This window comes from Rahnella sp. R3(2024), from assembly GCF_042920125.1.
GTDB lineage: Bacteria > Pseudomonadota > Gammaproteobacteria > Enterobacterales > Enterobacteriaceae > Rahnella > Rahnella rivi.
The window spans coordinates 159,268-185,704 of the sequence record NZ_JBHGBU010000002.1 but is presented as its reverse complement, the minus strand read 5'-3'; the positions used below and the strand labels follow the sequence as shown (position 1 = coordinate 185,704).

General features: G+C 54.6%; 21 protein-coding genes and 1 pseudogene. 10 read left to right on the top strand and 12 right to left on the bottom strand.

All coding sequences use genetic code 11. The features are described 5' to 3' along the window. Nucleotides 1-1,380: 1,380 nt before the first annotated feature. The 6 genes from ABSH60_RS21350 (at nt 1,381) to ABSH60_RS21325 (ending at nt 8,298) form a co-directional block, all read left to right on the top strand. Nucleotides 1,381-2,367: a replication initiation protein gene (locus ABSH60_RS21350; RefSeq protein ID WP_056779676.1), complete on the top strand. Its 987-nt coding sequence runs from the start codon at nt 1,381-1,383 to the stop codon at nt 2,365-2,367. Nucleotides 2,368-2,757: 390 nt separating this feature from the next. Next, a complete protein-coding gene (locus ABSH60_RS21345; protein WP_238485211.1) occupies nt 2,758-4,377 on the top strand; it encodes an ABC transporter substrate-binding protein in 1,620 nt (539 codons plus the stop codon). A 51-nt stretch (nt 4,378-4,428) separates the two neighbouring features. Next, on the top strand, nt 4,429-5,388 hold the full coding sequence (locus ABSH60_RS21340) for an ABC transporter permease subunit (RefSeq protein ID WP_390976459.1): 960 nt from the start codon (nt 4,429-4,431) through the stop codon (nt 5,386-5,388). Continuing rightward, nucleotides 5,388-6,335 carry an oligopeptide ABC transporter permease gene (gene opp4C / locus ABSH60_RS21335; protein WP_056779667.1) on the top strand — a complete coding sequence of 316 codons (948 nt, stop codon included), beginning with the start codon at nt 5,388-5,390 and terminating at the stop codon, nt 6,333-6,335. Before ABSH60_RS21340 ends, opp4C begins: the two co-directional genes overlap by 1 nt. Then, a complete protein-coding gene (locus tag ABSH60_RS21330; RefSeq protein ID WP_056779665.1) occupies nt 6,332-7,336 on the top strand; it encodes an ABC transporter ATP-binding protein in 1,005 nt (334 codons plus the stop codon). Before opp4C ends, ABSH60_RS21330 begins: the two co-directional genes overlap by 4 nt. Then, nucleotides 7,333-8,298 (top strand): ABC transporter ATP-binding protein, encoded by a 966-nt coding sequence (locus ABSH60_RS21325; protein WP_056779662.1) that lies wholly within the window; start codon nt 7,333-7,335, stop codon nt 8,296-8,298. Before ABSH60_RS21330 ends, ABSH60_RS21325 begins: the two co-directional genes overlap by 4 nt. Before the next feature lie 18 nt (nt 8,299-8,316). Here the strand turns inward: ABSH60_RS21325 and ABSH60_RS21320 are convergent, their stop codons facing one another. Next, a complete protein-coding gene (locus ABSH60_RS21320) occupies nt 8,317-9,240 on the bottom strand; it encodes a LysR family transcriptional regulator (RefSeq protein ID WP_183849351.1) in 924 nt (307 codons plus the stop codon). A 158-nt stretch (nt 9,241-9,398) separates the two neighbouring features. Between ABSH60_RS21320 and ABSH60_RS21315 the strand changes: the two genes are divergently transcribed. After that, nucleotides 9,399-10,271: a fumarylacetoacetate hydrolase family protein gene (locus tag ABSH60_RS21315; RefSeq protein WP_390976028.1), complete on the top strand. Its 873-nt coding sequence runs from the start codon at nt 9,399-9,401 to the stop codon at nt 10,269-10,271. Nucleotides 10,272-10,277: 6 nt separating this feature from the next. Here ABSH60_RS21315 and ABSH60_RS21310 read toward each other — a convergent pair whose 3' ends face one another. Then, nucleotides 10,278-11,678 carry a PTS transporter subunit EIIC gene (locus ABSH60_RS21310; RefSeq protein WP_056779652.1) on the bottom strand — a complete coding sequence of 467 codons (1,401 nt, stop codon included), beginning with the start codon at nt 11,676-11,678 and terminating at the stop codon, nt 10,278-10,280. Nucleotides 11,679-12,001: 323 nt separating this feature from the next. Between ABSH60_RS21310 and ABSH60_RS21305 the strand changes: the two genes are divergently transcribed. Continuing rightward, complete coding sequence (locus ABSH60_RS21305; RefSeq protein WP_390976026.1) at nt 12,002-13,201, top strand: enolase C-terminal domain-like protein; 1,200 nt, start codon at nt 12,002-12,004, stop codon at nt 13,199-13,201. Here ABSH60_RS21305 and ABSH60_RS21300 read toward each other — a convergent pair. Further along, complete coding sequence (locus ABSH60_RS21300) at nt 13,198-13,908, bottom strand: GntR family transcriptional regulator (protein WP_056780134.1); 711 nt, start codon at nt 13,906-13,908, stop codon at nt 13,198-13,200. The genes ABSH60_RS21305 and ABSH60_RS21300 overlap by 4 nt on opposite strands. Before the next feature lie 171 nt (nt 13,909-14,079). Here ABSH60_RS21300 and ABSH60_RS21295 point away from each other — a divergent pair, with 171 nt between their 5' ends. After that, complete coding sequence (locus ABSH60_RS21295; RefSeq protein ID WP_056779646.1) at nt 14,080-14,331, top strand: helix-turn-helix domain-containing protein; 252 nt, start codon at nt 14,080-14,082, stop codon at nt 14,329-14,331. Nucleotides 14,332-14,334: 3 nt separating this feature from the next. After that, nucleotides 14,335-15,630: a HipA domain-containing protein gene (locus ABSH60_RS21290; protein ID WP_390976023.1), complete on the top strand. Its 1,296-nt coding sequence runs from the start codon at nt 14,335-14,337 to the stop codon at nt 15,628-15,630. Between the two features lie 103 nt (nt 15,631-15,733). Here the strand turns inward: ABSH60_RS21290 and ABSH60_RS21285 are convergent. From ABSH60_RS21285 to ABSH60_RS21245, 9 genes and pseudogenes are all read right to left on the bottom strand, one after another. Beyond that, nucleotides 15,734-17,232, bottom strand: a pseudogene (locus ABSH60_RS21285) (helix-hairpin-helix domain-containing protein). A gap of 6 nt (nt 17,233-17,238) precedes the next feature. Further along, on the bottom strand, nt 17,239-18,873 hold the full coding sequence (locus ABSH60_RS21280; RefSeq protein ID WP_390976021.1) for a protein phosphatase 2C domain-containing protein: 1,635 nt from the start codon (nt 18,871-18,873) through the stop codon (nt 17,239-17,241). Then, nucleotides 18,873-19,913, bottom strand: coding sequence for a TerY-C metal binding domain-containing protein (locus tag ABSH60_RS21275; RefSeq protein WP_217204371.1), 1,041 nt, complete (start codon nt 19,911-19,913; stop codon nt 18,873-18,875). The genes ABSH60_RS21280 and ABSH60_RS21275 overlap by 1 nt, the downstream gene beginning before the upstream one ends. 95 nt (nt 19,914-20,008) lie before the next feature. Further along, on the bottom strand, nt 20,009-20,647 hold the full coding sequence (locus tag ABSH60_RS21270) for a VWA domain-containing protein (protein ID WP_136376911.1): 639 nt from the start codon (nt 20,645-20,647) through the stop codon (nt 20,009-20,011). Nucleotide 20,648: 1 nt separating this feature from the next. Then, nucleotides 20,649-21,290, bottom strand: a complete 642-nt coding sequence (locus ABSH60_RS21265) for a TerD family protein (protein WP_056779631.1) — start codon at nt 21,288-21,290, stop codon at nt 20,649-20,651. A gap of 19 nt (nt 21,291-21,309) precedes the next feature. Next, a complete protein-coding gene (locus tag ABSH60_RS21260) occupies nt 21,310-21,948 on the bottom strand; it encodes a VWA domain-containing protein (protein ID WP_217204370.1) in 639 nt (212 codons plus the stop codon). Between the two features lie 190 nt (nt 21,949-22,138). Continuing rightward, nucleotides 22,139-23,068 carry an EamA family transporter gene (locus tag ABSH60_RS21255; RefSeq protein WP_390976018.1) on the bottom strand — a complete coding sequence of 310 codons (930 nt, stop codon included), beginning with the start codon at nt 23,066-23,068 and terminating at the stop codon, nt 22,139-22,141. 63 nt (nt 23,069-23,131) lie between these two features. Next, entirely contained in the window at nt 23,132-24,919 is a 1,788-nt protein-coding gene (locus ABSH60_RS21250; RefSeq protein WP_390976016.1) for an ABC transporter permease subunit, read from the bottom strand. After that, complete coding sequence (locus ABSH60_RS21245; protein ID WP_390976014.1) at nt 24,919-26,427, bottom strand: ABC transporter substrate-binding protein; 1,509 nt, start codon at nt 26,425-26,427, stop codon at nt 24,919-24,921. Before ABSH60_RS21245 ends, ABSH60_RS21250 begins: the two co-directional genes overlap by 1 nt. Nucleotides 26,428-26,437: the final 10 nt, after the last annotated feature.

Genomic DNA, 26,437 nt, shown 5'->3' with positions numbered 1-26,437 from the left:
TATGCCGGAGCGGGTCTGCGACAAGATTCGTTCTGGCAGATCCTCTCTCAACCCACTGACAGAATGACACTTTCCCTTCCGCCTTATCCTTTCCTGAAGCCCCTTTGCACGGTTTAGAAGATCCAAAGATCAAATAGTCTTTTGTTTCTTTTTTAAGTTTAGATCTTTCTCTTTAAGACATGTTTTTCACTAGATAAATTAGCAGGTTACAAGCGCTATCGTGGAGAGTTTTCCTGTCTGCGGTGGAGATCGTTCCTGTTAGATGTGGATCCTTTTCATGATCAATGTAGAGCTTTTTCCTGTGGATAATTTCTTTAGGGATCAGATAATTATCGACGTGGAGAGATTTTCTGTTGATATCTTGCTGTGGCAGGTGTGCGTACGCTCATTCTAACGTTTCTCCGGCTAACTTACTGCCAGAAAGCGTTTTTCCTCAAGGGTGGACACATTTCCTGATCCCCGCACAATCCCGCATATGTGGAATAATTTCCTGTGACAGCGTCACGTTACCCTTTTTATGTCACTTTTGGATCCCATTACCAGCTGCGGCAGGGGATCGGCATCAGATTTTTCACAGCAAATGAGCATATGTGGAAAGATTATCTGATCCCTGCGGGAGCATATGTGGAAGGATTATCTGATCTTAACCCGCCTTCGTTAATCACTCGCGTATTTCTCGCCTTATATAAATCAATGAGTTAAACAATAAGTGACAATGTCACACGACGATATGTGGAGACATTATCTGATCATTCACGTGGAATGAGTGCTGAACAGCGTGCTCTTCAGCGCCGGTTTTATCAGACAGGTGGAGAGATTTCCTGATCCCTTCACAGTCTTTATGTGGAAACTTTTCCTGTGAATCCCCGGAATCGCCAAATGTGGAGACATTTCCTTGTCTGATGATCGCTTCACCATACATGTGGAAAGATTATCTGATCCCACGACGACGCATATGTGGAGTTTTTTCCTGTTCAGGGGAGGGAGGAGGGCGATCCGCCGGGGCCGTATGAAGAGAGAGACGGGTCACACATTGATTTCGTACGATTATTCACCTGAGAAAACGCTAATGTGGAAAGATTATCTGTAGTCACGGGGCGGATTTCAGGTGTTGGGGCGTAAAGTATCAGGGATCTGGCGGGTTGTCTGACGTGTGCTTATGTGGAGTTATTTCCTGTAAAAGGAGTGATGATCCAACATGTTAAAAAAAGGATCCTTGCCTGTTCTGAAATCAATATGTGGAGGTTTTTCCTGATCACACTTTTCGGATCCTTTGCTAATCCATTGAAATTAAATGAATAAATAACCCCTGTTTTTACTTTACGTCGGCATTTTTTATGTGGAATAATTTACCTACTTTCCACCTATGGATCCTGCTACATGGAACTGAATAAACTGACCGTAGTTCAGGGGAACGATCTTCTGGAAGGCGCTTACAGCGTCACTCTGGATGAAATGCGCCTGCTGAACCTGGCTCTGGCTCAAATTGATAGCAGGAAACCGCAACCAGACACCTTGTATCGCCTCTTCCCGCAGGATTACCAGCGGATCTACGGGGTGAACCCGACCAGCAGCCATCGGCAGCTGCGTGAAGCGGCGGAAAGCCTGATGAAAAAACCGGTGACGATCTACAAACCCGATGTCAAAACCGGCAAGGTTCGCACCGTCCAGTTATCCTGGTTCTCACGTCTCGAGTATGTGAGTAGTGACGATCACAGTGCTGTGGTGTTGCGGTTCGGCCAGGACGTTGCGCCGTATCTCTATGAACTTAAAGAATCTTTTACCAAACTGAATTTTGCGAACATCGCAAAACTGGATACGCCGTTCTCCGTGCGACTCTACGGGTGGTTAATCAAAGCCAAGAACCTCTACGGGCGTCGCAGCGGCAAAGCCATCGAAGTGACCCTGGATCTCAACTGGATGCGCGAGAAGGCCGGTTTGGCGGGCAAATACGAGGACTATCGTGACTTCCGCCAGAAGCTGCTTGAACCGACGATCAACCGGATCAACGCCAACACCGATATCTCCGTCGTCTGGGAGCCGGTCAAGCAGGGCAGAACCGTTGTATCGATCAAGTTCGCGTATGTGGATGAGTCCGCGCCAGAGGCCAGCAAACCGCTGCGTCCGCGCTTACCACGCCGTCCGCGGGCCGTCGCAGGCTCTGCGCTGGAAGGTGAGTGGGCACGCCGTTGTATCGCCATCTTTGAAGAGTATCGCGATAAACTCAGCGCGTACGATGTGGAAGAGAAGGCCACGCTGCCGGATCTTCGCAAGTTATCTGGCTGGTACAAGATGATCGGCGAGAAGAACAAGCAAAAAGAGATCCTCGCTGAAGTCAGCGCCCGCAGCAAGAAAGCCGCTGCCTGATTGTCTTAACAATAAATAAAAATGAACGGCGTATCTTCATCAGATGCGCCGTTTTTCTTTGGGAATAACACAGGCGGGCAGGAGGCAGAGCCACATACTGCAAGCCCTAATAAGTGAGTGAGTGCTTACTGGGTGATATCAGGAAATCTTTCCACATTACCCGTTTTGGTGGCTTTAACAGCAAGCTTAGTAAAAGCTATAAGGCATACTATTTCGTTGTTAGACAAGGCCAAACCGCATCCTTACTCTTTGTCATGTTTTGTAAACCGTTTGCACACTCATGATGAGGGATCTCTTTTGGCTACGTTATTACGCTCTGCACTCGCGCCAGCCGCAACACGCGCGCGCCGTACTGCTTCTTTTAAAATTGCATTGCTGGCCAGCGCCGTGATGCTGTCCTCTTTCGCATTCGCTGATGATGTTTTAAAAGAAGGCATCACCCCGGCCACCGATGCCAGCCAGGTGCCTGCGGCGGCGAAACTGCGCACGGACACGGTGATCGCCGGGATCTCCGAACCTCAGGGGATTTTTAACCCGTACTTCTTCGTTAATGGCTGGGATGAAAACGTCACGAACGTGATTTTCGCCCGTCTGATCGACTGGGACAGCCAGGGCAAACTGGTTCCAGGTCTGGCGCAGAGCTGGACCGTCAGCCCGGATGGCAAAACCTATACCATTAAACTGCGCCCGGATCTGAAGTTCAGCGATGGTTCGCCGCTGACCGCCGAAGACGTCGCGTTTACGCTGACGGTGCTGTATGACCCGAAATACGATGGTGATACCGATATCACGCTGGCACACATTGCCGGAGGTGATGAATACAAACAGGGCAAAGCCGACAGCGTGAGCGGCCTGAAAGTGGTGGATCCTCTGACGTTGCAGGTTAACACCACGCAACCGGGCGCCACCACGCTGCAAAAGATCGGCGGGCCGGTGCTCTCCAAAGCCTATTACGGCAAAGGCTATCAGCGCGGAAATCTCGATACGCTGCGCACGCTTCACGGCAAACCGCTGGGCAACGGCCCGTATGTGTATGACAAATACATTCCGGGGCAGGAGATCCGCTTCCACGCCAACGCCAACTACTATCGCGGCGTTCCGCCAACGCCCCGCTTTATCTATCGTGTGACGAATCCGTCAACTAACTTCCAGCTGTTCCAGACCGGCGATACCGATTATGACGCGTTCACTTCCCGTCCGGATGATATCGAACAGCTGAAAATGCTCGGCTTCGCCAACATCAACCTGTACGGATCCAGCGATTACAGCAAGATTGAATTTAACGTCCGTCGCCCGGCTTTGCAGGATGTGAAAGTGCGTCAGGCGCTGATTTACGGGCTGGATCGGCAGAAATTGATCGACGTGGTTTATCAGGGTTACGGCACCGTGGCGGTTGAGCCGATCGCGCCGATCTCCTGGGCGTACAACACTGACGGCGTGAACCCGTACAAATTCGATCCGGCACAGGCGAAAAAATTACTGGATGAAGCGGGCTGGAAAGTCGGCGGTGACGGGATCCGCGTGAAAGACGGTAAACGTCTCGAACTGACACTGCTGGTCAGCAAAAAAGTGCTCAATGATGCGCTGATCCCGATTGCGAAAGAAGACTATCAGAAGATTGGCGTCCTGCTGAAACCGCAGGTGGTGGACTTCAACGCCCTGATGTCACAGCGTAAAGCGGGCAACTACGATCTGGCGTCGTTCAGCACCAGCACGCTTAACGATCCGCACGATGGCGTGTGGGATTACTACAGCACCGAGGCGACTGAATCGGGCTACAACAATCCTCAGGTCGATAAGCTGATCAACGAAGGGAACGCCACGCTGGATATCGAAAAGCGTAAGCCTATCTACCACGAGCTGTACAAGGTGCTGGCAAACGATCCGCCGGTGATCCTGCTCGGTAACCGGAAAATCCTTTCCGCCAGCAGCGCCCGCGTGACCGGTTTTAAACCGGATATCTATAACGGCCTGACCGGCAGTCTGCCGGACGTCAAAATCGTCAAATAATCAGAAATAACGATGCTGCCGGGCTATTCCGGCAGCTTCAATGAGAAAGTCATGAGAAATTTCATTCTGCGTCGTTTGCTTCAAACCATTCCGATGTTGTTCCTCGCTTCGCTGCTCATCTTCATGCTGTTTGCCAAAACGCCGGGCGATTTTATCGATGGCAATATCACGCTGACCGCGCAACGTGCTGCTGAACTGAAAGCCTTATACGGCCTGGATCAACCGCTGCTCAGCCGCTATCTGCACTGGCTGGGCAATCTGTTGCGCGGCGATCTGGGCTTTTCGCTGCAATATCAGATCCCCGTCAGTCAACTGCTGAACCAGTACATCTGGAATTCCTTCCTGCTCGCGGCCATTGCGATGGTGTTGTACTGGGGGATTGCGCTGGCGGTCGGCATTGTCTCTGCGATGAAGCCGTATTCTTTGTTCGATCACGTGGTGAGCGTGGTTATCTTCGCCGCGATGTCCTTCCCGACGTTTTTCCTTTGCCTGCTGCTGATCAAATGGTTCGCCGTTGATCTGCACTGGTTGCCGGTGGGCGGCATGACCAATACCGGCAGTGATGCCACAGGCTGGGCGTGGGTGATGCAGGTGGCCGCGCATCTGGTGTTACCGGTCGTGGCCCTGGTGATGCTGCAGGCGGGCAGCCTGACGCGTTATTTCCGCGCCAGCATGCTGGACGTGGTGCGCATGGATTTCATCCGTACTGCACGCGCCAAAGGGTTGCGTGAGCGCACCGTTATCCTGAAGCACGCGCTGAGAAATGCGCTGCTGCCGATTATCACCTTGCTGGGGTTTGAGCTGCCGGGGCTGTTTTCCGGGGCGCTAATCACTGAAAAAGTCTTCAACTGGCCGGGGGCAGGGCACATTCATATTGATTCGCTGGCGGCGCGTGATTACCCGGTTCTGATGGGATTCACCCTGTTTCTGGCGGTATTAACCATTCTTGGCAATCTGATTGCCAACGTGCTGTATGCGTGGGCTGATCCGCGCATTCGTGTGAGGTCGTGATGTTTGGCTCTTTATTCTCAACCCAACGCCGCCTGCGCGAAGCGCACATTCCGGTGCTGGCCCAGGTGACACCGTCACCGTGGCGGCAGGCCTGGCGGGCGTTACGCCAGAACCGTCTGGCGATGTTTTGTCTGGTTCTGCTGCTGGTGATGGCGGTCTGGTGCATAGTGGGCCCTTACTATTCCCCCTGGCAGGATGACGCCACCGACGCGCTGATGATCAACAAAGCGCCCAATGCAGAGCACTGGCTGGGCACCGATTTCCTCGGGCGCGATGTCTATACGCGGCTGCTGCTGGCGGGGCGTATCTCACTGATTATCGGCATGTTAACCATGCTGCTTTCCGTCACGCTCGGTTATCTGATGGGCGCGGTATCCGGCTATGTCGGCGGTATCACCGATAAGATCATCATGCGGTTTGCCGATCTGGTGATGACCATTCCCAGCCTGCCGCTGCTGATCGTGATGGGCGCGATGCTGTCTGAAATGGATTTTTCGCCGGATTCCCGCGTGTACATGGTGATCGTCATGCTCAGTTTGCTTGAATGGCCGAAACTGGCGCGTCTGGTGCGCGGGCAAATTCTCTCCCTGCGCGAACGCGATTTCATGCTGGCGACGCAGGTGCTCGGCCTGTCCCCGCGCCGTCGCCTGTTCGGCCATTTACTGCCGAACACCGTACCCATTCTGGTGGTGATGGCGACGATGGCCGTGGCAAACGCCATTCTCAGCGAATCTGCGCTCAGTTATCTGGGGCTGGGCGTGGTGCCGCCAACGCCGTCGTGGGGAAATATGATGGATGCGGCCAACAGCCTGATCGATTTCCAGCGCCGTCCGTGGCTATGGATGCCGCCGGGTGTGGCGATTTTTATTACGGTGATTGCGATTAACGTGCTGGGCGATGGCCTGCGTGACGCGCTCGATCCTAAACTGAAACGGAGCAAAAAATGACGCCACCCTTAATCCGTTTTAATCAGCTTTCCCTGTCATTTTCCAGCGATCAGGGTCGCGTGCGCGCCGTGCAGGATGTGACGTTTGACGTCCAGCCCGGTCAGACGGTCGGCATTGTCGGTGAATCCGGCTGCGGAAAAAGCGTCACGGCGATGTCGCTGATGGGGCTGTTACCGCCACAGGCTGCGCGTATCGATGGCGGCGAGATCCTGTTTCAGGGGCGCGACTTACTTAAACTGCGGCCTTCGCAGATGGCCGATTTACGCGGCAATGAGCTGGCGATGATCTTCCAGGAGCCGATGACGGCACTGAACCCGGTGCTGACTCTCGGTGAACAGCTGGTCGAGCCGCTGATCCGCCATCTCGGTGAATCACCGAAATCAGCCTGGGCACAGGCAACGCAGATGATCACCAACGTCGGGCTGGCGCGGGCGGAAAGCCTGATGAAAAGTTATCCGCATCAGCTTTCCGGCGGCATGTTGCAGCGCATCATGATTGCGATGGCGCTGAGCTGTAAGCCGCAGTTGCTGATCGCCGATGAACCGACCACCGCGCTGGACGTCACCGTGCAGGCGCAGATCCTGCGCTTACTGCGTGAACAGGCGCAAAAAAACCATATGGCGCTGATGCTGATCACCCACGATTTGGGCGTGATCGCGCAGATGGCCGATCACGTGGTGGTGATGTACGCCGGTAAAATTGTCGAGCAGGGCGCGACCGCGGAAGTGCTGCGCAATCCGCTGCACCCTTACACTCAGGGGCTGATCGCTTCCCGACCGACGCCGGGCGAGCGCCGCCGCCGTTTGTACTCTATTCCCGGTCAGGTGCCGGATCTGGCCGCGCTTCCGCCTTACTGCGCATTTACCGAACGTTGTTCCCGCGCCACGGAAAGATGCCGTCAGGGCATTCCGCCGCTGGAAGGGCAGTTCAGGCAGGCGGCGTGTTTTTACAGCGGGCTGAGTACGCCAGGTGAGACGAAAAACAGGGAGCTGCAGCCATGAACGCTGACTATCTGATTGAAGTGGATGGCCTGAAAAAGTATTTCCCGATCCGCGACGGCGTGTTCGGTCAGGAAACCGGGCAACTGCGCGCCGTGGATGGCGTCAGTTTTAACATCCGCAAAGGCACGATTTTTGGACTGGTGGGTGAATCTGGCAGTGGCAAAACCACCGTCGGGCGGACCCTGCTGGGGCTGTATGACAAAACGGCGGGCAGCGTGAAGTTTCGTGGTGAAGACCTGCACGGCCTGAAGCCGAAACAACTGAAAGCGCTGCGCCCGAAAATCCAGCTGGTGTTTCAGGATCCCTACAGTTCGCTTAACCCGCGCATCCGCATTGGTGATGCCATCGGCGAAGCGATGCTGGAACATAAGCTGTGTACGCGGGCGCAACTGCACGGGAAAGTGACGGAGGTGATGAAAATTTGCGGCCTGTCGCCGCTGCATTACAACCGCTTCCCGCACGAGTTCTCCGGCGGTCAGCGCCAGCGTATCGGCATCGCCCGCGCGCTGATCCTGCAACCGGATTTTATTATTGCCGACGAACCGATTTCCGCGCTGGACGTGTCAATTCAGGCGCAGATCATCAATTTGTTCTCGGATTTACGTGACGATCACGGCGTGACATTTCTGTTTATCTCGCACGATCTCGGGGTGGTGGAACACCTGTGTGATGACGTGGCGGTGATGTATCTCGGCCAGTTAGTGGAAACCGCCAGCCGCGATGCGCTGTTTCGCCAGCCGCTGCATCCTTATACGCAGGCGCTGCTGGCGGCGGTGCCGACGCTTGATCCTGACAGTGAACCGGTGGCGATGGTAAGCGGGGAAATTCCGGATCCGTCAAAACCGCCCGCCGGTTGTCGTTTTCACACCCGTTGCCCGCACGCCATAGCCCGTTGCCGGGAGGCCATTCCGGCGTTACGTGAAGTGGAAAACGGTCACCGCGTGGCCTGTCATCTGGTGTAACTCCTTGCCCGCCGGTATTCAGTCTTCCAGGATCCGGCGGGCTTCCATCTGCATTTTTTGCCCGACGCTTTTAGTCACGTCGATCACCTTTTGCGTGGCGGGGGAGAGAAATGCGCCTTCCAGCCAGGTGATGCCCACCCGGCGTTCCATCACTAACTGATCGTTATCGATACGGATCAGCCGCGACAGAAATTCTTCTTCCACCAGAATGTTCTCGGACAAAAAGCTCAGCAATCCGCTTTTCGCGATCAGCCCCGGCACCGAGGCAAGCGAACTGATTTCCACTTTAACGTCCGGTGGCGGGCAGTGATTTTCATAGAACATTTTATCCAGCCACTGACGCATTGAGACCGTTTTCGCCGGTAATATCCAGCCATAGCGGCTCAGTTCACGCAGGCTGGCGGGTTTACCGGCCAGCGGATGATCGCGTGAGGCGGCTACGATCACCCGGTCAGCGGTCACCGGCAGCTGCACCACCGGGCTGTCGTAATTGACCAGTGGCCCGATGATCACGTCGATCGCATGACGTTCCAGCAAGGTAAAAAGCACGTCGTTCATGCCGATCTGGATTTCCAGTTTCATATTCGGCACCTGCGATTGCAGCATTTTGCAGATTTCAGGCAGTAAGAATTGCGTGGCAGAACCGGAGACGCCCACGCGAACGATGCCGCCCGCGCCGCTGCTCAGTTCATTCATGATTTCCCCAAGCTCAAGATAGGAACTTTGCAGCGCTAAACCACGCTGATAAAGCACCCGCCCCGCTTCGGTCAGTTCCAGCCCGCGACCTGCCCGTTTGAACAGTTTGATGTTCAGTTCTTTCTCTAAACGGGTGATGGATTTCGAAAGTGCAGGCTGAGTTATATTTAAATTTTGTGACGCAAGTCTCAAATTCATTATCTCTGCGGCCGTCACAAAATACTCTAAGTCTCTGTTATTTAACATTGATTCCTGAAATTCATCGATTTGATAATAAAATATAGTAGAAGGCATGAGAGGCAGGGTCAATAATCACGCCAACGTTGCGACGGGCAAGCCGTTTTCGCAACACGAACGCCAGCGAATTTACCTGTTTTAAGTAAAATAAGAATCTAAGTGCATCTATGAAAATTGTTAATTTCACCATCAATAAAGACCACACCAAAAGCTTCGGCATCTTTCAGGCACAGGGGATTGTCGACGTCGGCAGCCACTCAGGATGCCGGGATATTAACGAATTCATGGCACGCCATTCTCCTGAGGAGCTGCAACGCTACGTTGCGCTGCCAGCGGATCTTCAGCTGAACGACATCAGCTTCCTGCCGGTTATCGACCGTCCGGGCAAAATTTTCGGCGTGGGCATGAACTACGCGGAAAAGCGCAAAGAGTTTAACGAAACGAATCCGGCCCCCACGCTGTTTATCCGCTTTGCCGATTCTCAGGTCGGCCACAACGGCACCATCATCAAACCGGCTTCTTCAGAGCAGTTCGATTATGAAGGCGAACTGGCGATCATTATTGGCCGTACCGGCCGCAATATTTCCGCCGAAGACGCGCTGGATTATATCGCCGGTTATAGCTGCTATATGGATGGCTCGGTGCGCGACTGGCAGCATAAATGGTACACCGCCGGTAAAAACTGGCCGTCAACGGGCGCGTTTGGCCCGTGGATGGTGACGCCGGACGAAGTAGGTGATCCGCAAAATCTGAGCATCAAAACCTGGCTGAACGACCGGCTGGTGCAGGACGATACCACCGCCAATATGATCCATACCATTCCGCAAATCATCGCCTACATCAGCACCTTTACCCAGCTTTCGCCGGGCGATGTGATCATGACCGGTTCACCGGGCGGCGTTGGCAAAACCCGCGTTCCGCCGTTGTTCCTGCATGAGAATGACAAAATTGAAGTGGAAATTGAAAATATTGGCCGGCTGACCAATATGATTGTGAACGAACCGCTGTCTGAGATTGCGCATTCAAAGACAGCGGCCTGACACGTCTCAGCGCGTTTGATTTACCAGAGGCACCCTTTGTTCGGTGCCTTTATTTTTGACCACCATCAGATAGGTCAGCGTAAACGACAGCCCCAGCGACAGCACCACACCCATCAGAATGTAGATAAAGTACGGGCCGATATAAGCGGGCAGACTGAAAATGCTCGACAGAATATAGCCGTACAACCGCACGCCGAAGAACGCGATAAACGCCGACGCCACGGAACTGCTGATGGTGGTGGCGATAAAGGCTTTTTTGTAGCGTGTCAGCACGCCGAACAGCGCCGGTTCGGTGATCCCCAGCAGGCCGGAAATCGCCGCAGAGAGCACCACGGATTTCTGTTCGCGGGTTTTAACGTGGAAGTAAATCGCAAAGGTCGATCCCGCAATCGCCATGTTGGCCATAAACATCATCGGCATCAGCATGTCCCAACCCTGATCGGTGAAGTTCTGCAAGGCAATTGGCGTCATCGCGTGATGCATCCCGGTGAGGATCGCCACCGGGCGGATCGCGCCGACGATAAATCCGGCAAACACCGCCGACACGTCGAACAATCCCTGAATGCCAAACGCCAGCAGCTTGCCGAGGTAAATCCCCGCCGGACCAATCAGCGTCAGCGACACCAGCGCGGCGATAAACAGGGTCAGCGTCGGGGTAAACACGGTTTTCAGCACGTCCGGCATGATTTTATCCACCCAACGGTGGATGTAACTCAGCGCCAGCACCGAGAAAATCACCGGGATCACGCTCGCCGAATAGTTGAACACAGACACCGGCAGCACATCCATAAAGTACAGCGCGGTGGGTGCCCCGGCGGTATGGCTGGCGAGCGCTTTCGCCGCGTCCATCAGCGTCGGATACATCAGACAGGCGGCCACGGCGGCAGCCAGATACTCATTGGTTTTGAAGATCTTCGCCGCAGAAACGGCGAGGAAAAATGGCAGGAAGTAAAACACGCCGCTGGCGATCAAATCGATGATCATCACCGTTTCGCTTTTGGCTGATATCACTTTCAGGGCAATGAGTCCGGCCAGCAAACCTTTGATCATCCCCGCGCCCGCAATGGCCGGAACGATCGGGCCGAACACGCCGGAGACGGTATCCATGAACATCGACACCAGGCTTTTTCGTCCTTTTGTGGAAACATTTCCTGTTGCCGGATCGCCGTTAACGCTCACCGGATCCAGCTGCGAGACGATGGCCTCGTACCAGATATTCACCCTGGGTCCGATGATGATCTGTACCTGATCGCTCTGACTTTGCGCGCCGAGCACGCCGGGCAGGTTTTTAATTTCCTCCCAGGCCACTTTATTTTCGTCGTGTAAATCAAAACGCAGACGGGTCATGCAATGCCAGACTTTATTGATATTTTCTGCACCGCCCACCAGTTTAATCACTGAATGCATTATTTCTGTATTCACCCTGAACCCCGCGACGACACATTAATTATTCATTGTTAGATGGAAGGGGAGTGTAATGACGCGCCTTTTTAAAAACAAACCAATAAAACAGGATCTCCATCACAAAACTTCACTGCAAGGCACCATTTTCGTGCGTGTCAGTCAAATTGGTCTGTTTTTTAGTGATATTCAGCTGTGCTTTTAAACCAAAATAAAAGCCTCAATTTAAGGTTTACAAGCAGGCTAAAAATACGCTGAAATAACCTCAATACGAATATTCCCGCCGCCTTTTTTTCAAAACGGATCACGGTCTTTATTAAGGATTTATCATGCAGCCTGTGCTGATTACCAATATCGAATGTCAGATAACACGCCCGGATCGCCATAATTTAGTGGTGGTCAGAATTGAAACGGATCGTGGCGTTTTCGGCCTGGGCTGCGCGACGTTCCAGCAGCGCCCGCTGGCGGTCAAACTGATGGTGGATGAGTATCTCAAACCGCTGCTAATGGGGCGCGATGCCAATCACATCGAAGATTTGTGGCAGATGATGATGGTGAACGCTTACTGGCGAAACGGGCCGGTGATCAACAACGCCATTGCGGGCATCGATATGGCCCTGTGGGATATCAAAGGCAAGCTGGCCAACATGCCGCTGTATCATCTGTTTGGCGGTAAATCGAAAGATGCGGTGACGGCCTACAGCCATGCGGCGGGCGAAACGCTGGAAGAACTGTTCGGTCAGGTGGACCGTTTACTGGCCGAAGGTTACCGGCATATCCGCTGTCAGTTGGGCTTCTACGGCGGCAATGCGCGTGATTTTCACAGTACCCGTGAACCGACTGCGGGCGCGTATTACGATCAGGATCAGTACATCGACAACACGCTGGCGATGTTCAAAGCGCTGCGTGAAAAATACGGTCATCAGTTCCACATTCTGCACGACGTTCACGAACGGCTGTTCCCGCAACAGGCGGTGCAGTTCGCCAAAGCGGTGGAACAGTACCGGCCTTACTTTATCGAAGATATTCTGCCGCCGGATCAGAACGAATGGCTGGCGCAGATCCGCAGCCAGACCGCCGTACCGCTGGCGACCGGCGAGTTATTCAATAATCCGGCTGAATGGAAAGATCTGATTATCAACCGCCGGATCGATTTTATCCGCTGCCACGTATCGCAAATCGGCGGCATCACACCGGCTTTAAAACTGGCGCATTTCTGCCAGAGTTTTGGCGTACGCCTGGCGTGGCATTGCCCGCCGGACATGACCCCGATTGGTGCCGCTGTGAACACGCACCTAAATATTCATCTGCACAACGCGGCGATCCAGGAGTTTGTGGCGTATCCGGCCAACACGCAGCAGGTTTTCCCCGGCGCGCAGATGCCTGAAAACGGCTATTTTTATCCGGGAGAAGACGCGGGGATTGGCGTGGGCTTTAACCAGGAGGCCGCCGCAGAGTTTCCGGTGGTGTACCGGCCGCACGAATGGACGCAAAGCCGCCTGCCGGACGGCGTGATCCACACACCTTAAGTCTGGCGGAAGGCCAGATTGTCCTGATTAAACGGGATAACGTAGGTGCAGGAATAATCGATATCGATAATGTCGCTGAACGCGTAAACCTTGCCGCCCTGCAAAATGCCTCTGTTGGTAATGTGCATGGCGGCAATGCCTTTTTTGCATCCCAGGATGTGTGCCTGTTCTTTGCTGACTGTCACCGCCTGATAGCGGGTGAGGGAATGTGAAATCGCATAGCCCTTGCTCAGCACATATTGCTGGATAGAGTGTTCAATGGTCTTCTGATTCAGATCGCCAAATTCACTGGCCGGCATACGCGAATATTCAATCTGTACGTTACGCTGGCTGATGCGCCGCAAACGGGTGAACGCCCAGATAAAATCATCCGCAGTCAGATCGAAAACCTGTTGCTCTTCTTTGTCCGGCCGCCGCTTGTGCAGCTCCAGCATTTTGAAACTGATCTCAGCGAATTTCTTTTCGGTGATCGAGTTATATACCAGCGGATTGCTGCTGACGCCGGGGTTAATGTAAATCCCCGAACCCTGCACAATATGCACCGCGCCAATACTCACCAGTTTTTCCAGCGCCTTGCGCACCGTAAAGCGCGACACCCCATATTCTTCCGCCAACTGACGCTCCGGCGGCAACTTTTCCGGCAGGGATCCGCTGTGCTGATAAATTTTGCTCAGTAAATCCTGAGCGATAAATTCACTTTTCTTCATCGGCGCTTCTGTGAGATCGCAAAAACGATATTTGAACATGCGGCGGCGGGGAGGGCAATTGATGACTTCTATCCCTTGCAGGGGATATTAATTTTTTATCCGCCCTGGAGGATAGAAATTGATTTATCCCTTTTAGGGGATATACTAAAAAAATCCGCCATGGAGGATAAAATGAACATAACTTCGACAAAAATGTTGGCCAATGCCCTCCGGAATGAGCGCAAAAAGCGTAAACTGAGCCAGAGTAAAACAGCAGAAACGATAGGACTTAAGCAATCTACCGTTTCAGAATTTGAAAACTACCCGGACGGTACCCGACTGGAAACTCTGTTTAAATTATTAGCAGCGCTGGATTTGGAACTGCAAATAACACCAAGGAACAGTAATCCACAGGATAAAACGACCTGGGATCAGGAGTGGTGATACATGGATAAGTTAACGCTCGCGTTGAACGGCATCATTGTGGGTACGTTAGAAAAAGCAGGCGGCGGGGAAATGTCATTTGTCTATCATGAAAGCTGGCTGGAACGTGCCGGCTCTCGTGCTATTTCACTTTCATTGCCGCTGCAGGTAGCCAAATTCCGTGGTTCTGTGGTGTACAACTTTTTTGATAATCTTCTCCCCGACAACGAACACATCCGAAATCGAATTCAGGCACGTTTTCATATCCCCACCAGGCAACCCTTTGATCTCCTCTCCCGAATCGGCAGTGATTGTGTGGGTGCAATCCAGTTGTATCCGGAAGGTGAACCGGTTTCGCCGGTGACTGAAATCCATGCCCAGCCTTTGAGTGATACAGAGATCGAGCAACTGCTACAGGGCTATAAAGAAGCTCCGTTAGGCATGGGGGCCGAAATCGACGATTTCCGTATTTCCATTGCCGGAGCTCAGGAGAAAACTGCGTTGTTGTGGTATCGCAACCAGTGGCATCGGCCTCAGGGGAGTACACCGACCAGCCATATTCTTAAACTTCCCATCGGATATATCGCTAACAATGGTATTGATTTGAGTGAGAGCGTTGAAAATGAATGGTTGTGCCTGAAGATTGCCGAAAAATTTGGATTTCCGGTGGCGCATGCTGAGATTGCGCGTTTCGGCGGCCAAAAGGTACTGATCGTTGAAAGGTTCGACCGCCGCTGGTCGCAGGATGCATCATGGTTGATGCGTTTGCCGCAGGAGGATTTTTGTCAGGCACTGGGTGTCGCGCCTGCGCTCAAATATGAGTCGGACGGTGGACCCGGTATTGCATCGGCAATGAAGCTGTTGCTCGGTTCTCAGCAGGTGGCAAAAGACCGCGACACCTTCTTTAAAAGCCAGATCCTGTTCTGGATGCTGGCGGCCATTGACGGGCATGCTAAGAATTTCAGCCTCTACATTGAGCCGGGCAGTGCTTACCGGATGACGCCACTTTATGATGTTATGTCGGCATATCCTCTGATGCATCCGCTGGGTATCCCGGCGAAAAAAGCGAAGATGGCGATGGCCTTGCAAGGCAGCAACCGGCATTTTCACTGGAGTAGAATTCTCCCGCGGCATTTTGTCTCAATGGCTCAACGCGTGGATTATCCGGGTGAAAACATCGTTCGTATGATGGCGGAGCTGAAAGAACAAACGGGACCTGTGATCGAAGAGGTGAAATCTCTGTTGCCTGATGATTTTCCTGAAAAAATCAGTAGCGCTATCTTCGATGGATTGCAGCGACAAGCGGACCGATTGCCGTAACTTCGCCAGGATCCTGGCGATGATCCCACCAAAAAAACGGCAGTGAAGCCTCTCATTTACCCTCTGCATGAAAGACAATTCACTGCCGCGTCATTGACCTTACTCAGCCCGATACCAACTGAACCACCACCAGTCTTCCGCCCTCTTCGGCAGACAGAACAAACTGAGTACCGTCATTCAGGGCGATTTTATCACCGATGGGGATATTCTTTTTGTCGGGCAACGACATCAGACCGGTTATCCCTTCGTTCACAAGCCACCACTGATCATGGTGAAAAACAAAGTAACCGACACGTTTTTTTTGCGCGTCGGATGTTCTTTCGTTTGGGGCAATCAGCCGGTTAACGTGCCAGGCAAAAAGAGACTGGCCGCTCCATACCATCAGGCGGTGATCGTCCGGTCGGTAACTGCCTGCCTTGCGGGAAGAGTATAAATTCAGGATCGGTAACTTTCCTTTGAAGGGTGTCGCGCAGTAAGGGCAAACGGGCTGGGTTTTCCCGGAGAAAACATACCATTTCTGCTCGCAGGCGGGGTTCAGGCAGGGCTGGATAAGATCCACTGTTTTCACCAGCGCAGTTTCCCATTCATCGGCGGTCGGACGTTTAGCCGGTACGTGCAGGCCGTCGATAAAGGCCTTTTCAAACAAAGGCGTAAGGTAAGGGCCCATAATGGTGTACGGGATTTGCTGAGGATCTGCCCAGGGTAAAGAAGAAGCGCTCACCTGACTGAGTTTAACCGCATTACTGTGATCTGTCGGGTGTTCAATGAACAGCGCTTTTTCACCCATGGACAGCGACTCGTCGCGCATTTCGTCATCCATATCGTGGATCTTTCCACCACGTAAAGGATGGCGGTAAAAAAGATACATGTAGATCAGTACCGAAAGGGCATGACGATCGGTCGAGATGCTGGGTAAGAATCTCTGATTATCGTCTTTCTCCAGATGGCTGGTTTTCACCACTTCTGGCGCAATGAAATCTGGCGTTCCCACCACGTCGGGAGGATATTTCCCGGCACAACCAGCCCGTCGATATCAATGACGCAGGCGTGCCCTTGCTCGGGATCAATCAGAACGTTTTTATAACTCAGATCGCTGTGACATAAACCCGCCGCATGCATTCTTCTGACCGCCCTGGTCAGCAGCAGACAGACCTTGAGATAATTGAGGATGTTCCCTCGCTCGCGGGGATCCAAAAACTTGCTCTGATTGTTGGCACTGGCAAACCATTTACCCTCTTTTTCACGGCCTTTAATACCCAGAAAATCATTATTTTTAGAGCCGTATTTGAAGAAGAAATGATTCTGATAAGTGGGCACCACTACCCCGATCTTGCCCTGAGATTCGACCACGCTGGTTGGCCAGCAGAATAAGCCTTTCCAGTAGTCACCGCCTGATTGTTCAAAAATGCTCTCCCGGTAACGCCCGGTGATCATATCAATGCGTTCTTTAGCCTGAGCCGATGGGGTCTTTTTATAGAATGCCACCACGTAAGATTTATCCGGTGAGAAGTACACGTCTTTCATCGACCCGGAACCAATAATTTCGTCAACGTACTGGATGGTTTTTCCATCCCGGGTTGTACACGTAATAATATTTGCCATCGTTAATCACCAGTAAACAATGATCGTGCGGTCATCGTGGTTGCCGGGAGAAAAGAAGTTCAGCCATTCAGCCAGCTGCTCCGCCGTATTGCCTGTCCCGTCCAATGACGGTGCGATTTCAGCGATCAGCGCATCCCATTTTTCGGCTTTCAGCAACCCATTATCGGTTTCAAAATAGGGGTCGGAAATACCGTCGGTCATCAGGATCAAATGTGAGATGTCCGGCCACTTACCGATGCGGATACGTTTACTGAATTCAGCATCCTGTAACGCTTCCAGGTCGAGGAACCGCGTTTGCCCGGCATATTCACCGCTGTCGGGTGTACCCAGAACACGGACTTTTCCCGCCGGGCCATAAGCTGCGATCGCGCCATCACCCATCCAGAAAGAGGCGGCAAAAAGTTCGGCACCTGTTCTGAGTGTCACCGTCGCCAGCAGAGTGGTGGAGTAGGATTTCACGGGTTCCTCTGTCGAAATAGAGGCATTGTTGATGTTATTGACGGCCATTTTCGAGGCCTGATGAAACTGTTTAATGAAGTCAGCGCCAATGACCTGCTGATCCTCAGCGCTCCAGTTCAGCACCCGTTCTTTTAACTCGCGGCCACGCTCCCCCCCGAGATACTGTGTCAACTGTTTGCCCACGGTTTCGGTGACAATGCGTGAGCCCTCGCGGGAATTCTTCGCGCTGCCCGCCCCGTCGGCGACCAGCATGATGCTCCAGCCAGGGTCTGCACAGTGGGAGATGAAAAAATCATCATCACGAAAAGATCCGACATGCTCATGCGAACGTCCGCGTCGGCTGGCGGCGGCGATGCGGATACCGTTGTCGTCCAGCTGATGATGATCCACATTGGCTTTGAAATATTTATCGTCAGCCGGCGGATCGATGATTTTCCAGAGACTGCGCGGATCCGGGTTCACAATAAATAACACCTTTTGAGCATGAGATTGGGCATCGCCGGCGGACCAGGTGACGATAATCTCGTGGTCACCACTGGCGGCTGGTGTGCCCTGAAGCGAAGACGTCAGGGGATCGAAGGTAAGCCCGATATCTTGTGAAAAAGAGACATCCTGAATCGTGGCTTTTTCGCCGTTATCCAAGGTGATGTCAATTTCAGAATGGAAAAGTGACCCGGCGCGGGCATTCGCAATGTTAATTCTCGCCACCGATACCGCAGATAACACCGGCGTCACTGTTAGCCTGTCGGCATCCGAAGGCACCTGACCGGGTTTTAATACCGGTTTAGCCGTCACGGGCGGCGGGTTTTCTTCCTGATCGAACGACGGAAAAGGCGCCTGTTTCCACGTTTCTTCAGGGACGGACACCGGCGAAGCGGTTTTTGTCTCTTCTGTCGGAGGAAGTTCCGGTTCAGGCGATGAAAGGATATCGCTGGCGGGCTCCTCTTCCAGTGGTTGTGTCACCTCTGGCATCTCTCTCATTTCGTCTTCCATGACTGAGGGTTCATGCGCTGAGTGATCCCTTTGCGCTTTCTCACTCACCAGACTCACGAAATGCTCAAATGCCGCCTGCAGTTCTGCATCCTCGCACAGCGCCACGCGCCGCGCGTCTGACAATGTCAGTGCGTGAGTCTCAATGATTTGTGACAGCACTTTCTGATGTAAATTGGCATTGATCTCCATCAGCCTCTTCCCCGGTTAACATCAAAATCACAGTGTCCGTTATCGTCACTGAATGAAAGCGCTTTGGCACACCACGGACAGATCACATCATCGGGACCGTTGATACACAGCAATTTCCCGCAGCTACAGGCGGCAAACGCGCTGGAGTTCCCGCAGTGCGGGCAGCCCGGAACGCCATTCAGTTCGCTGGTATTGACCTGTAGCGAAGACGCGGTTTCATCGCTCCATTCAAAATAATCCTCATCAATCGGGAAGCATCCGGCGAGATTAAAGCTGTTGATGTTCAGTTTGAAATTGAGGGTGGAGAGATTGATGTCCGGGCGTTCATATTTCATGAGATAAGGGCGGCGGGAGCGGCTGCAACGGCCGGTCAGCGTGACGCAGTTTTCATCATAGGCTCTCGCCACATCATCTTTCGCCAGCCGGACAATATAATCCGTGTTGTTCAGCAGAGGCGGCGCCTCTTCACCCACGCTGCGGCTGTGCGCGGAAACAGATGCCGTGATCCACTTGATAAACTGGGTGAAATCGCCTTCACGGGCATCTGTAAATAACAGGACATTTTCAGTGAGCTGTTGAAGCACGTTCAGATCGGCCGAAGGCCCGAGGCCAATGGCGATGAGGTTGACCTTGCGGGCGTAGTGCTCATTCCAGCGTTTGATTTCAGGGGTCACATCATCAGTTGGTCTGCCATCAGTGAGCAGATACACCACCGGTTTCCAGTCGCCTTTACGTTCCTGGGTGGTTTTTCGAACCTGGCTGTCAATCTGGCGCGTCAGTTCACGCAGTGCGCTGCCGAGGCTGGTACCCCCGCCTACGGGCAAACGAGGGGGATAAAATGATGCGGCCTCCACCAGCGGAACAATGGTTTTTGCCACACCTGCGAAGGCAATGACGGATACCCAGGCAGTTTCGAGGGCGTGGGGATCTTTTTTCAGGTCGTTGACGATCATCTGCAGACCATCATTCATTTTTTTCAGATTTTCTCCGACCATGGACTCAGAGCAGTCGAGGATGAAGAAAATGGGCAGTCTTCTCATAGCAACATCCTTTTCCGGCACAGACACACAAGTTGCCGCGCCTGAGGAAGCGATAAAAAAGGCAAAGTACAGAATGTCTGCACTTTGCCATCGGACTACAGAACCAGCTGAATCTCAGGTGGGGGAGGCGGGAGATTATCCGTACCTGTGTTGACGCCAGCGCTGCTGCTACCGGAAGCCACACTGGCTGATACCCATTTGAAGAAACCGGAGAAGGCGGTGGAATCCAGCGTCTCCAGCGCCACAATCTGAGAGGTCAATTGTTTCAAAGGCTCATGTCTGGCTTTTGGCCCCACCGCGCACGCGATAATGGAACCAAACGTGCGTTTTTTTATCTCTTTAATCGCTTCACCATAGGCCCACGCATCAGAAGGTGTGCCGTCGGTCATCAGAAAGACCAGAGGACGCCAGTCGCCTTTTTGATCACCCTCTGAACGTTTGATATCGCGGTCTACGCACTGAATCAGGCATTCCAGCGCGGCTCCCGTGAAGGTACCGCCCGCGGCAGGAACCACAATATCAGTGAACTGAAAGTCCTCCAGTGCAGTGAGCGGTATGAACTCACGCGCCTCGTTGTCATAAGTAATGATGGAGATATGTGCACTTTCCAGCGCATAAGGATCCTGACGCAGCGCGCTCAACATCGCCTGAATTCCGACGTTAACCGCGTGAATAGATTCACCACGCATTGAGCCGGAGGTATCGATCAGCAGATAAACGGGGAGCCTTCTCATATTACATATAGCCCTTCAGATGTGAGACAAAAGTATCCGAATCAGAAGGTTCTCCGACCGCAGTCAGTTTCCAGCCGTTGCTCTCGCGCACCAGTTCAGCGAAAAGCATTGACCGACGTCCTGTAAAGGCGGCTCCCCCTGAAAGGTCAAAGCGGGCCATTTCGATGTTTTTGGCGTCGACGGCGCGGATGAACGCATTCTTCACTTTGCCGAAATGCTGGTTCAGCTGGACGCCGTTGTAAATCTGCACGATAAACACAATTTTGTCGTACTTAGGATCCAGGGTGTTCAGTTTAACGATGATCTGCTCGTCATCACCGTCGCCTGCACCGGTTCGGTTGTCTCCGGTCAGCCAGATTTGGCCGGACTTGTGGCGCATGCTGTTGAAGAAAATGATATCGCCATCGACCAGCGTCGGTTTGCCGTTTTCAGTTTTCCCCAGATCGGTGACTTTGCCCTGTGCATTACACAGAAACGCCACCACATCGAGATCATACTCAGGGTCTTTTTTACCCAGCAATCCGCCCAAAAATCCCTTTTTCTCTTCGTTGATATCCCAGCCTAAACCAATGGTGACTGAGGATAAGTCGTGCTCATTTTTTTTCAGGCTTACGCCTTGTCCTTTGCTCAAACTGACTGTCATAGAAACCTCCTGATTATTTCTACAAAACGACGTTAACTTCCGGTGGTGGTGGGGGTAAGTCGTCCAGCCCGATAACCTCTTTCTTGCCGGATTCCACTTTCTGGCTGCCCACTGAAATACTGGCAGATACCCACTTAAAGAAGGCTTTGATCGAGGTGGAATCGGCGGTATCGAGCTGGAGTACGATTTCGGTGATCTCCTGCAAAACCTTGGTTTCAGCCGAATGCCCGGCTGCGCAGGCTACCACTACGCCGGTTCTGGCCGCTTTGAAATCACTGACACCTTTGCGCCAGTCATCGGTCGGTGAGCCATCGGTCATGATGAAGACCAGCGGTCGCCAGTCCCCTTTGGTTTCAGCGGTGGTTTTCTGAACTTCATCATTGATACGGCGAGCGGTGAGGGAAAGTGCTTCTCCCAGCGCCGTGGTGCCGCTGGCGACCAGGTCCGGAAGTTTAAAGTTAAGAAGATCGGTCAGCGGAACGGCTTGTCTGGCAGAAGAGTCGAAGGTAATCACGGAAACATAGGCTGTTTCAAGAGCATAAGGATCCTGGCGCAGGGTGGAAAGCAGCGTCTGAACGCCATTTTTCACCGCTTCAATCGGTTCTCCTGTCATGGAGCCTGACGTATCGAGCAGAAGGTAAACGGGTAATCTTCTCATGTTGTTTGTCCTGAAATAAGTCATGTCAAAATATGTACAATTTTTATTTTCAGGGTGTTATCTCAACAGAGAAGGTTGAGTGTCAAGCGTCATCAGCCGATGACTGATTAGATAGGTGAATGTTTAAAAGAATGTTGATCTCACGCATGCTGTGAGATCAACGGGCCCTAAGTTTCACCGCCGCCAAAACCTATCTGCGCCGCCGCGCTACCCATTGCCTGAGAATGCTGTCGGCGCTGACGGTCAGGATGCCGAGCATGATAAGCATAGCACCAAGAATGAAGTTCACTTTCAGCGGCTCATGCAGAAAAACTACCCCCGCGAGAATACCGAAAACCGGCGTCATAAAGGACAAGATCCCCAGCCGTGAAGCGTGATAGCGGCGCATCAGGCTGAACCACGCGAGATAGCTGGCGAAGGTGACGATCAGCGTCTGGAAAAGCATGCTGCTGACTGACACCGGGGTGAGGCGAAATTGCGTCTGGCCGGTCAGTAATGCCAGCCCGCCGAGCAGCACGAAGGCGCCGGCCAGCTGGTAGAACAACGTCATGGTCGCACTGCCGGAAGAGAGCTTGCTGCGGCGTACCACCAGAGTGGTCATCCCCCAGAACGCACCGGCCAGCAGGCCGAAGAAATCGCCGAGCAGCATGTTGCTGGCCTGCGGCGAGTTCGAAGCATGACCCCCAAACAGAAACGCCACCATCACGCCAAGAAATGTCACGCCGACGCCCGACCATTGCAGCCCGCTCAGCCGCTCTTCAGGCACCAGAAAATGCAGCCCGAGCGCGGCAAATATCGGCGCGGTGTAGAGAAATACCGCCATGTGCGCGGCGGTGGTGAACTGCAACCCCTCGGCGACGAACATAAATTCGATGGAAAAAAGCAGGCCGACCAGCAAACCGGGGCCAAGATTGTCAGCGCTGAACGGCACTTTACGCTGGCGCACCAGCAGCAAAATCAGCACCGCCAGCCCGGCGATCCCGGAACGCAGCGCGACCTGTAATAACGGCGTGATATCTGCCGCAGCGCTTTTGATCGCCACCTGCTGCACGCCCCAAATAACACACAACACCACCATCACGCTGCTGGCAAATCCGTCCAGCGGTTTACGCGGATCCATTTCCTGTCACCCCTTAAAATTCGAGGCGACAGCTTAGCGCGATTTAGCCTTTCAGATAACGATTCAGTGTGCCATTGATGATTTTTTCCACCTCAGGCTGCTCAGCGTCACCGCCATCACCGACAGCACCGCCAGCGCGGCAGCAGGGGCGAAAACGCTCCAGCCTGCACGTTCGATGTAAGGCATTCCTTCGGCCAGCACGCGCCCCCATTCGGGAACCGGCGGCGGTGCGCCGAGGCCGAGAAAGCCGAGGGAGGCCAGCGCCAGCGCAATGCCCGGCAGCCGCAACATGGCATGGCGCACCAGAGGGCCGGAAAGGGCAGGCAGGACGTAAAACAGGGTGCGACGCACTGCACCGACGCCCACCACCGGCAGCATTTTCATATAAGGACGTGCCTGAATCTCTGCCACCAGTGCCGCTGTGTGCGCGGCAAGCGGTGCCCAGCTGACGGCGGTCACGGCGACGATCGCGCCGGTTGCGGTCGGCCCGTTCAACGCGGCGACCACCAGCCCGGCGATCACCGGCGGCAGTGCGTTGGTGACTTCGGTGGGGCCGGTCATCGCGCGAGGGAATGCCCCCACGATGACGCCAATCGCCAGACAAATCAGCGAAACCACCAGCGCCTGTAAACAGGTATTCAGCGTTCCGTGGGCGACGCGGGCGAGAAGATCGCGTCCCATGGCATCCGCCCCAAAAGGCAGCCCGAATGACGGCGGCTGTAACCGCATATAGTCAGACGACAGCGGATCCCGTCCGTAACCGGCCAGGACCATCAGCAGCAGAAGGCCCAGACAGACCAGCGGGATCCACACCCTTTGCCGGTGCGCGGGGGCGGCCTGCGCGGGCACCGGGACGGCACCGAGCGTCAGGGCGCGGCCAAGCAACAGCCGCCGTGCCCCGCCCGCCAGCATGCCGATAACCGAGGCCAGCAGCAGCAGGATCAGCACGCCGGTTTGCAACGCCGGTAAATCTCCGGCGGCAGCGGCGCCCAGCGTGGCGCGCCCGATGCCGGGGATCGCGAACACTTTCTCGACGGCGACCGCGCCGCCGGTGAGTGCCACCAGCACCAGACCGGTTAACGGCATCACGCCCGGCAGCGAACGCAGGATCACTGCGCGCGCCGTATGACGACGTTTTATCCCCAGCACGCTCCAGGTCGTGATCCAGCTTTCGCCGAACGTGCCGGTCAGCGCATCGGAATAAATACGGCCAAGATAGCCTCCCGCAGGCAGCCCCAGCGCCAGCGACGGCAGTACGGCGTAATGCCAGCCCTGCCAGCCGTAAGGCGGAAAAAGTGGCAGCCAGACCGCGCCGGTAATCAGCAACAGCGAAGCCAGTAAAAACTCGGGCATCGCGGTCAGCATCGCGGCCAGAAAACCCGCCGGACGCGGCGTGCCGCCCTGCAATCCGCGCCTCAGGGTGCCAGCACACAGCAGCAGCGCGATGACCAGCGCCACCAGCGCCGAACAGGCCATCAGCGTCAGCGACACGCCGGTCGCCCGCAACATGCCGGGTAAAACCGGCAGGCCTGAAATCCACGACAGCCCTGCATCACCGCGCAGCAGGCCGCCCAGCCAGTGGGCCAGCGCGTGCCACGGCCCCTGATCCAGCCCGAGCGACAAACGGATGGCATTAAGGGTTTCCGCGGTGGCTTCCTGATCGCCGGAGCGTGCGCGCAGCAGCGACAGCGCGGGATCCGTGCCGGAAAGCCACGGCAGCAGGCCGATCAGCACCACGATGGCCGCCAGCGTCAGCAGGCGTGAGATCAGCGGTAACAGCGCTCCGCCGGGCTGGCGCTGACGAAAACGGCTCACCCCCGCGCAGGTGCGGCAATACAAGGACTCGCTCATCAGTCGGCCTGAACCCCGCGCTGCGTGGCGGCGTTAATCAGCGTGCGTTCACGCGGATCGCGCATTGCACCACGTACATCCGCCGCTTCGCCCTGAATCACGCGCTCGTGCAACATCGGAATGGCGGCATCGGTCGCGAGGATCAGGTTTTCAGCCTGCATGATCGCCTGGCGACGTTCCCCGCCCGCCGGAATAACGGCGGCCTGTTGCAGCGCCTTGTCGATTTCCGGGCGGCAAAGTTGCGCGATGTTGAACGACCCTTTACAGGCAAAATCGCTGTACATATAGGCCACCGGATCACCGGAATCGAGTACCGTTGCCCGCGATAAAATAAAGGCGTCGAATTTACCGGCCAGCGCGTCGGTTTCAATTTGCGAATATTCGCGCACAACCTGTCTGACGGTGAAACCTGCCGCGGTCAGCTGTTGCGCCAGGTACACCGCCACTTCCGGCAGTTCGGCGCGATCGCTGAAAGTGGCCAGCGTGATCGTTTCACCGGCCGGTTTGCGGGCGGCGACCGGATAATTCACCGGCTGGCGCAGTTGTGCGGCCCAGGGCAACGCCGGGCCGAGTAACCCCTGTGCAACGTCGGCGCGTTTTTCGTAAACGTTATCCACCAGTTGCTGGCGGTTAAGCGCTTCACGCACGGCGGCACGCAGCGCCGGATCCTGCATCACACCCAGCCGCGTATTGAGATACAACGTATTGGTGCGCGGCATCGGCACTTCGTGAATGAGGTGCTGGTCAAGCAGCGGTGCCTGCGACACCGGAATGGCCTCGACGATGTCCGCCGTGCCGGTGCGCAGGGCCGCGCCGCGAGCGGTGCCGTCCGGCACGAAACTGACGTCGATGCCGCTGGCTTTGGCTTTTTCACCCCAGTATCCGTCGAACCGCTCCAGCCGTGCGCTGCTGGTGCCGTTCACCTGCACCAGTTCGAACGGGCCGGAACCGGTGTGGCGCGGGTCCACCACGCCGCTGGCGCTGTAGGCTTTTTGCGATAACACCGCCAGCTGCGGGCTGGATAAACGTTGTGGCAGAAGCGGATCCGGCTGCGCGGTAGTGACGATCACCGCATGTTCTCCGTCGGCCATGGCGGTCAACTGCACGCCATCGAGAATGCGCGGTTTAGGCGCGGCGTGTGCGGCGACGGTCAGGGCGTTGACCACGGCAGCGGCGTCCAGCGCGGTGCCATCGTGGAATTTTACGTCAGGGCGCAATTCAAACCGCCAGCTGTTTTCGCCGGTCTGCTGCCAGCGGGTGGCCAGCGCAGGCCGGGCTTCGCCGAGTTTATCGAGTATCACCAACGTTTCTGCGGTGCTCCAGCGGGAGAGCTTGAACGCGTCGTCGCTCAGCGGTGTCAGGCCGGAGCGCGGCGGCTGTAACATCGCCAGACGCAGGCGCGCATCGCCGCTGTTTTCGGTGGTTTTATCGGCTTCATTGAAGCAGCCGGTCAGTAAAAGTGCAGCAAAAAGCAGCCCGGCCAGCGGGCTTATGCGTAACAGAGACATCAGAAGTTCC

Bases quoted from the DNA above. Each gene is read 5' to 3' on its own strand.
- ABSH60_RS21350 (WP_056779676.1), top strand. From the start codon at position 1,381: ATGGAACTGAATAAACTGACCGTAGTTCAGGGGAACGATCTTCTGGAA.
- ABSH60_RS21345 (WP_238485211.1), top strand. From the start codon at position 2,758: ATGCTGTCCTCTTTCGCATTCGCTGATGATGTTTTAAAAGAAGGCATC.
- ABSH60_RS21340 (WP_390976459.1), top strand. From the start codon at position 4,429: ATGAGAAATTTCATTCTGCGTCGTTTGCTTCAAACCATTCCGATGTTG.
- opp4C (WP_056779667.1), top strand. From the start codon at position 5,388: ATGTTTGGCTCTTTATTCTCAACCCAACGCCGCCTGCGCGAAGCGCAC.
- ABSH60_RS21330 (WP_056779665.1), top strand. From the start codon at position 6,332: ATGACGCCACCCTTAATCCGTTTTAATCAGCTTTCCCTGTCATTTTCC.
- ABSH60_RS21325 (WP_056779662.1), top strand. From the start codon at position 7,333: ATGAACGCTGACTATCTGATTGAAGTGGATGGCCTGAAAAAGTATTTC.
- ABSH60_RS21320 (WP_183849351.1), bottom strand. From the start codon at position 9,240: ATGTTAAATAACAGAGACTTAGAGTATTTTGTGACGGCCGCAGAGATA.
- ABSH60_RS21315 (WP_390976028.1), top strand. From the start codon at position 9,399: ATGAAAATTGTTAATTTCACCATCAATAAAGACCACACCAAAAGCTTC.
- ABSH60_RS21310 (WP_056779652.1), bottom strand. From the start codon at position 11,678: ATGCATTCAGTGATTAAACTGGTGGGCGGTGCAGAAAATATCAATAAA.
- ABSH60_RS21305 (WP_390976026.1), top strand. From the start codon at position 12,002: ATGCAGCCTGTGCTGATTACCAATATCGAATGTCAGATAACACGCCCG.
- ABSH60_RS21300 (WP_056780134.1), bottom strand. From the start codon at position 13,908: ATGAAGAAAAGTGAATTTATCGCTCAGGATTTACTGAGCAAAATTTAT.
- ABSH60_RS21295 (WP_056779646.1), top strand. From the start codon at position 14,080: ATGAACATAACTTCGACAAAAATGTTGGCCAATGCCCTCCGGAATGAG.
- ABSH60_RS21290 (WP_390976023.1), top strand. From the start codon at position 14,335: ATGGATAAGTTAACGCTCGCGTTGAACGGCATCATTGTGGGTACGTTA.
- ABSH60_RS21280 (WP_390976021.1), bottom strand. From the start codon at position 18,873: ATGGAGATCAATGCCAATTTACATCAGAAAGTGCTGTCACAAATCATT.
- ABSH60_RS21275 (WP_217204371.1), bottom strand. From the start codon at position 19,913: ATGAGAAGACTGCCCATTTTCTTCATCCTCGACTGCTCTGAGTCCATG.
- ABSH60_RS21270 (WP_136376911.1), bottom strand. From the start codon at position 20,647: ATGAGAAGGCTCCCCGTTTATCTGCTGATCGATACCTCCGGCTCAATG.
- ABSH60_RS21265 (WP_056779631.1), bottom strand. From the start codon at position 21,290: ATGACAGTCAGTTTGAGCAAAGGACAAGGCGTAAGCCTGAAAAAAAAT.
- ABSH60_RS21260 (WP_217204370.1), bottom strand. From the start codon at position 21,948: ATGAGAAGATTACCCGTTTACCTTCTGCTCGATACGTCAGGCTCCATG.
- ABSH60_RS21255 (WP_390976018.1), bottom strand. From the start codon at position 23,068: ATGGATCCGCGTAAACCGCTGGACGGATTTGCCAGCAGCGTGATGGTG.
- ABSH60_RS21250 (WP_390976016.1), bottom strand. From the start codon at position 24,919: ATGAGCGAGTCCTTGTATTGCCGCACCTGCGCGGGGGTGAGCCGTTTT.
- ABSH60_RS21245 (WP_390976014.1), bottom strand. From the start codon at position 26,427: ATGTCTCTGTTACGCATAAGCCCGCTGGCCGGGCTGCTTTTTGCTGCA.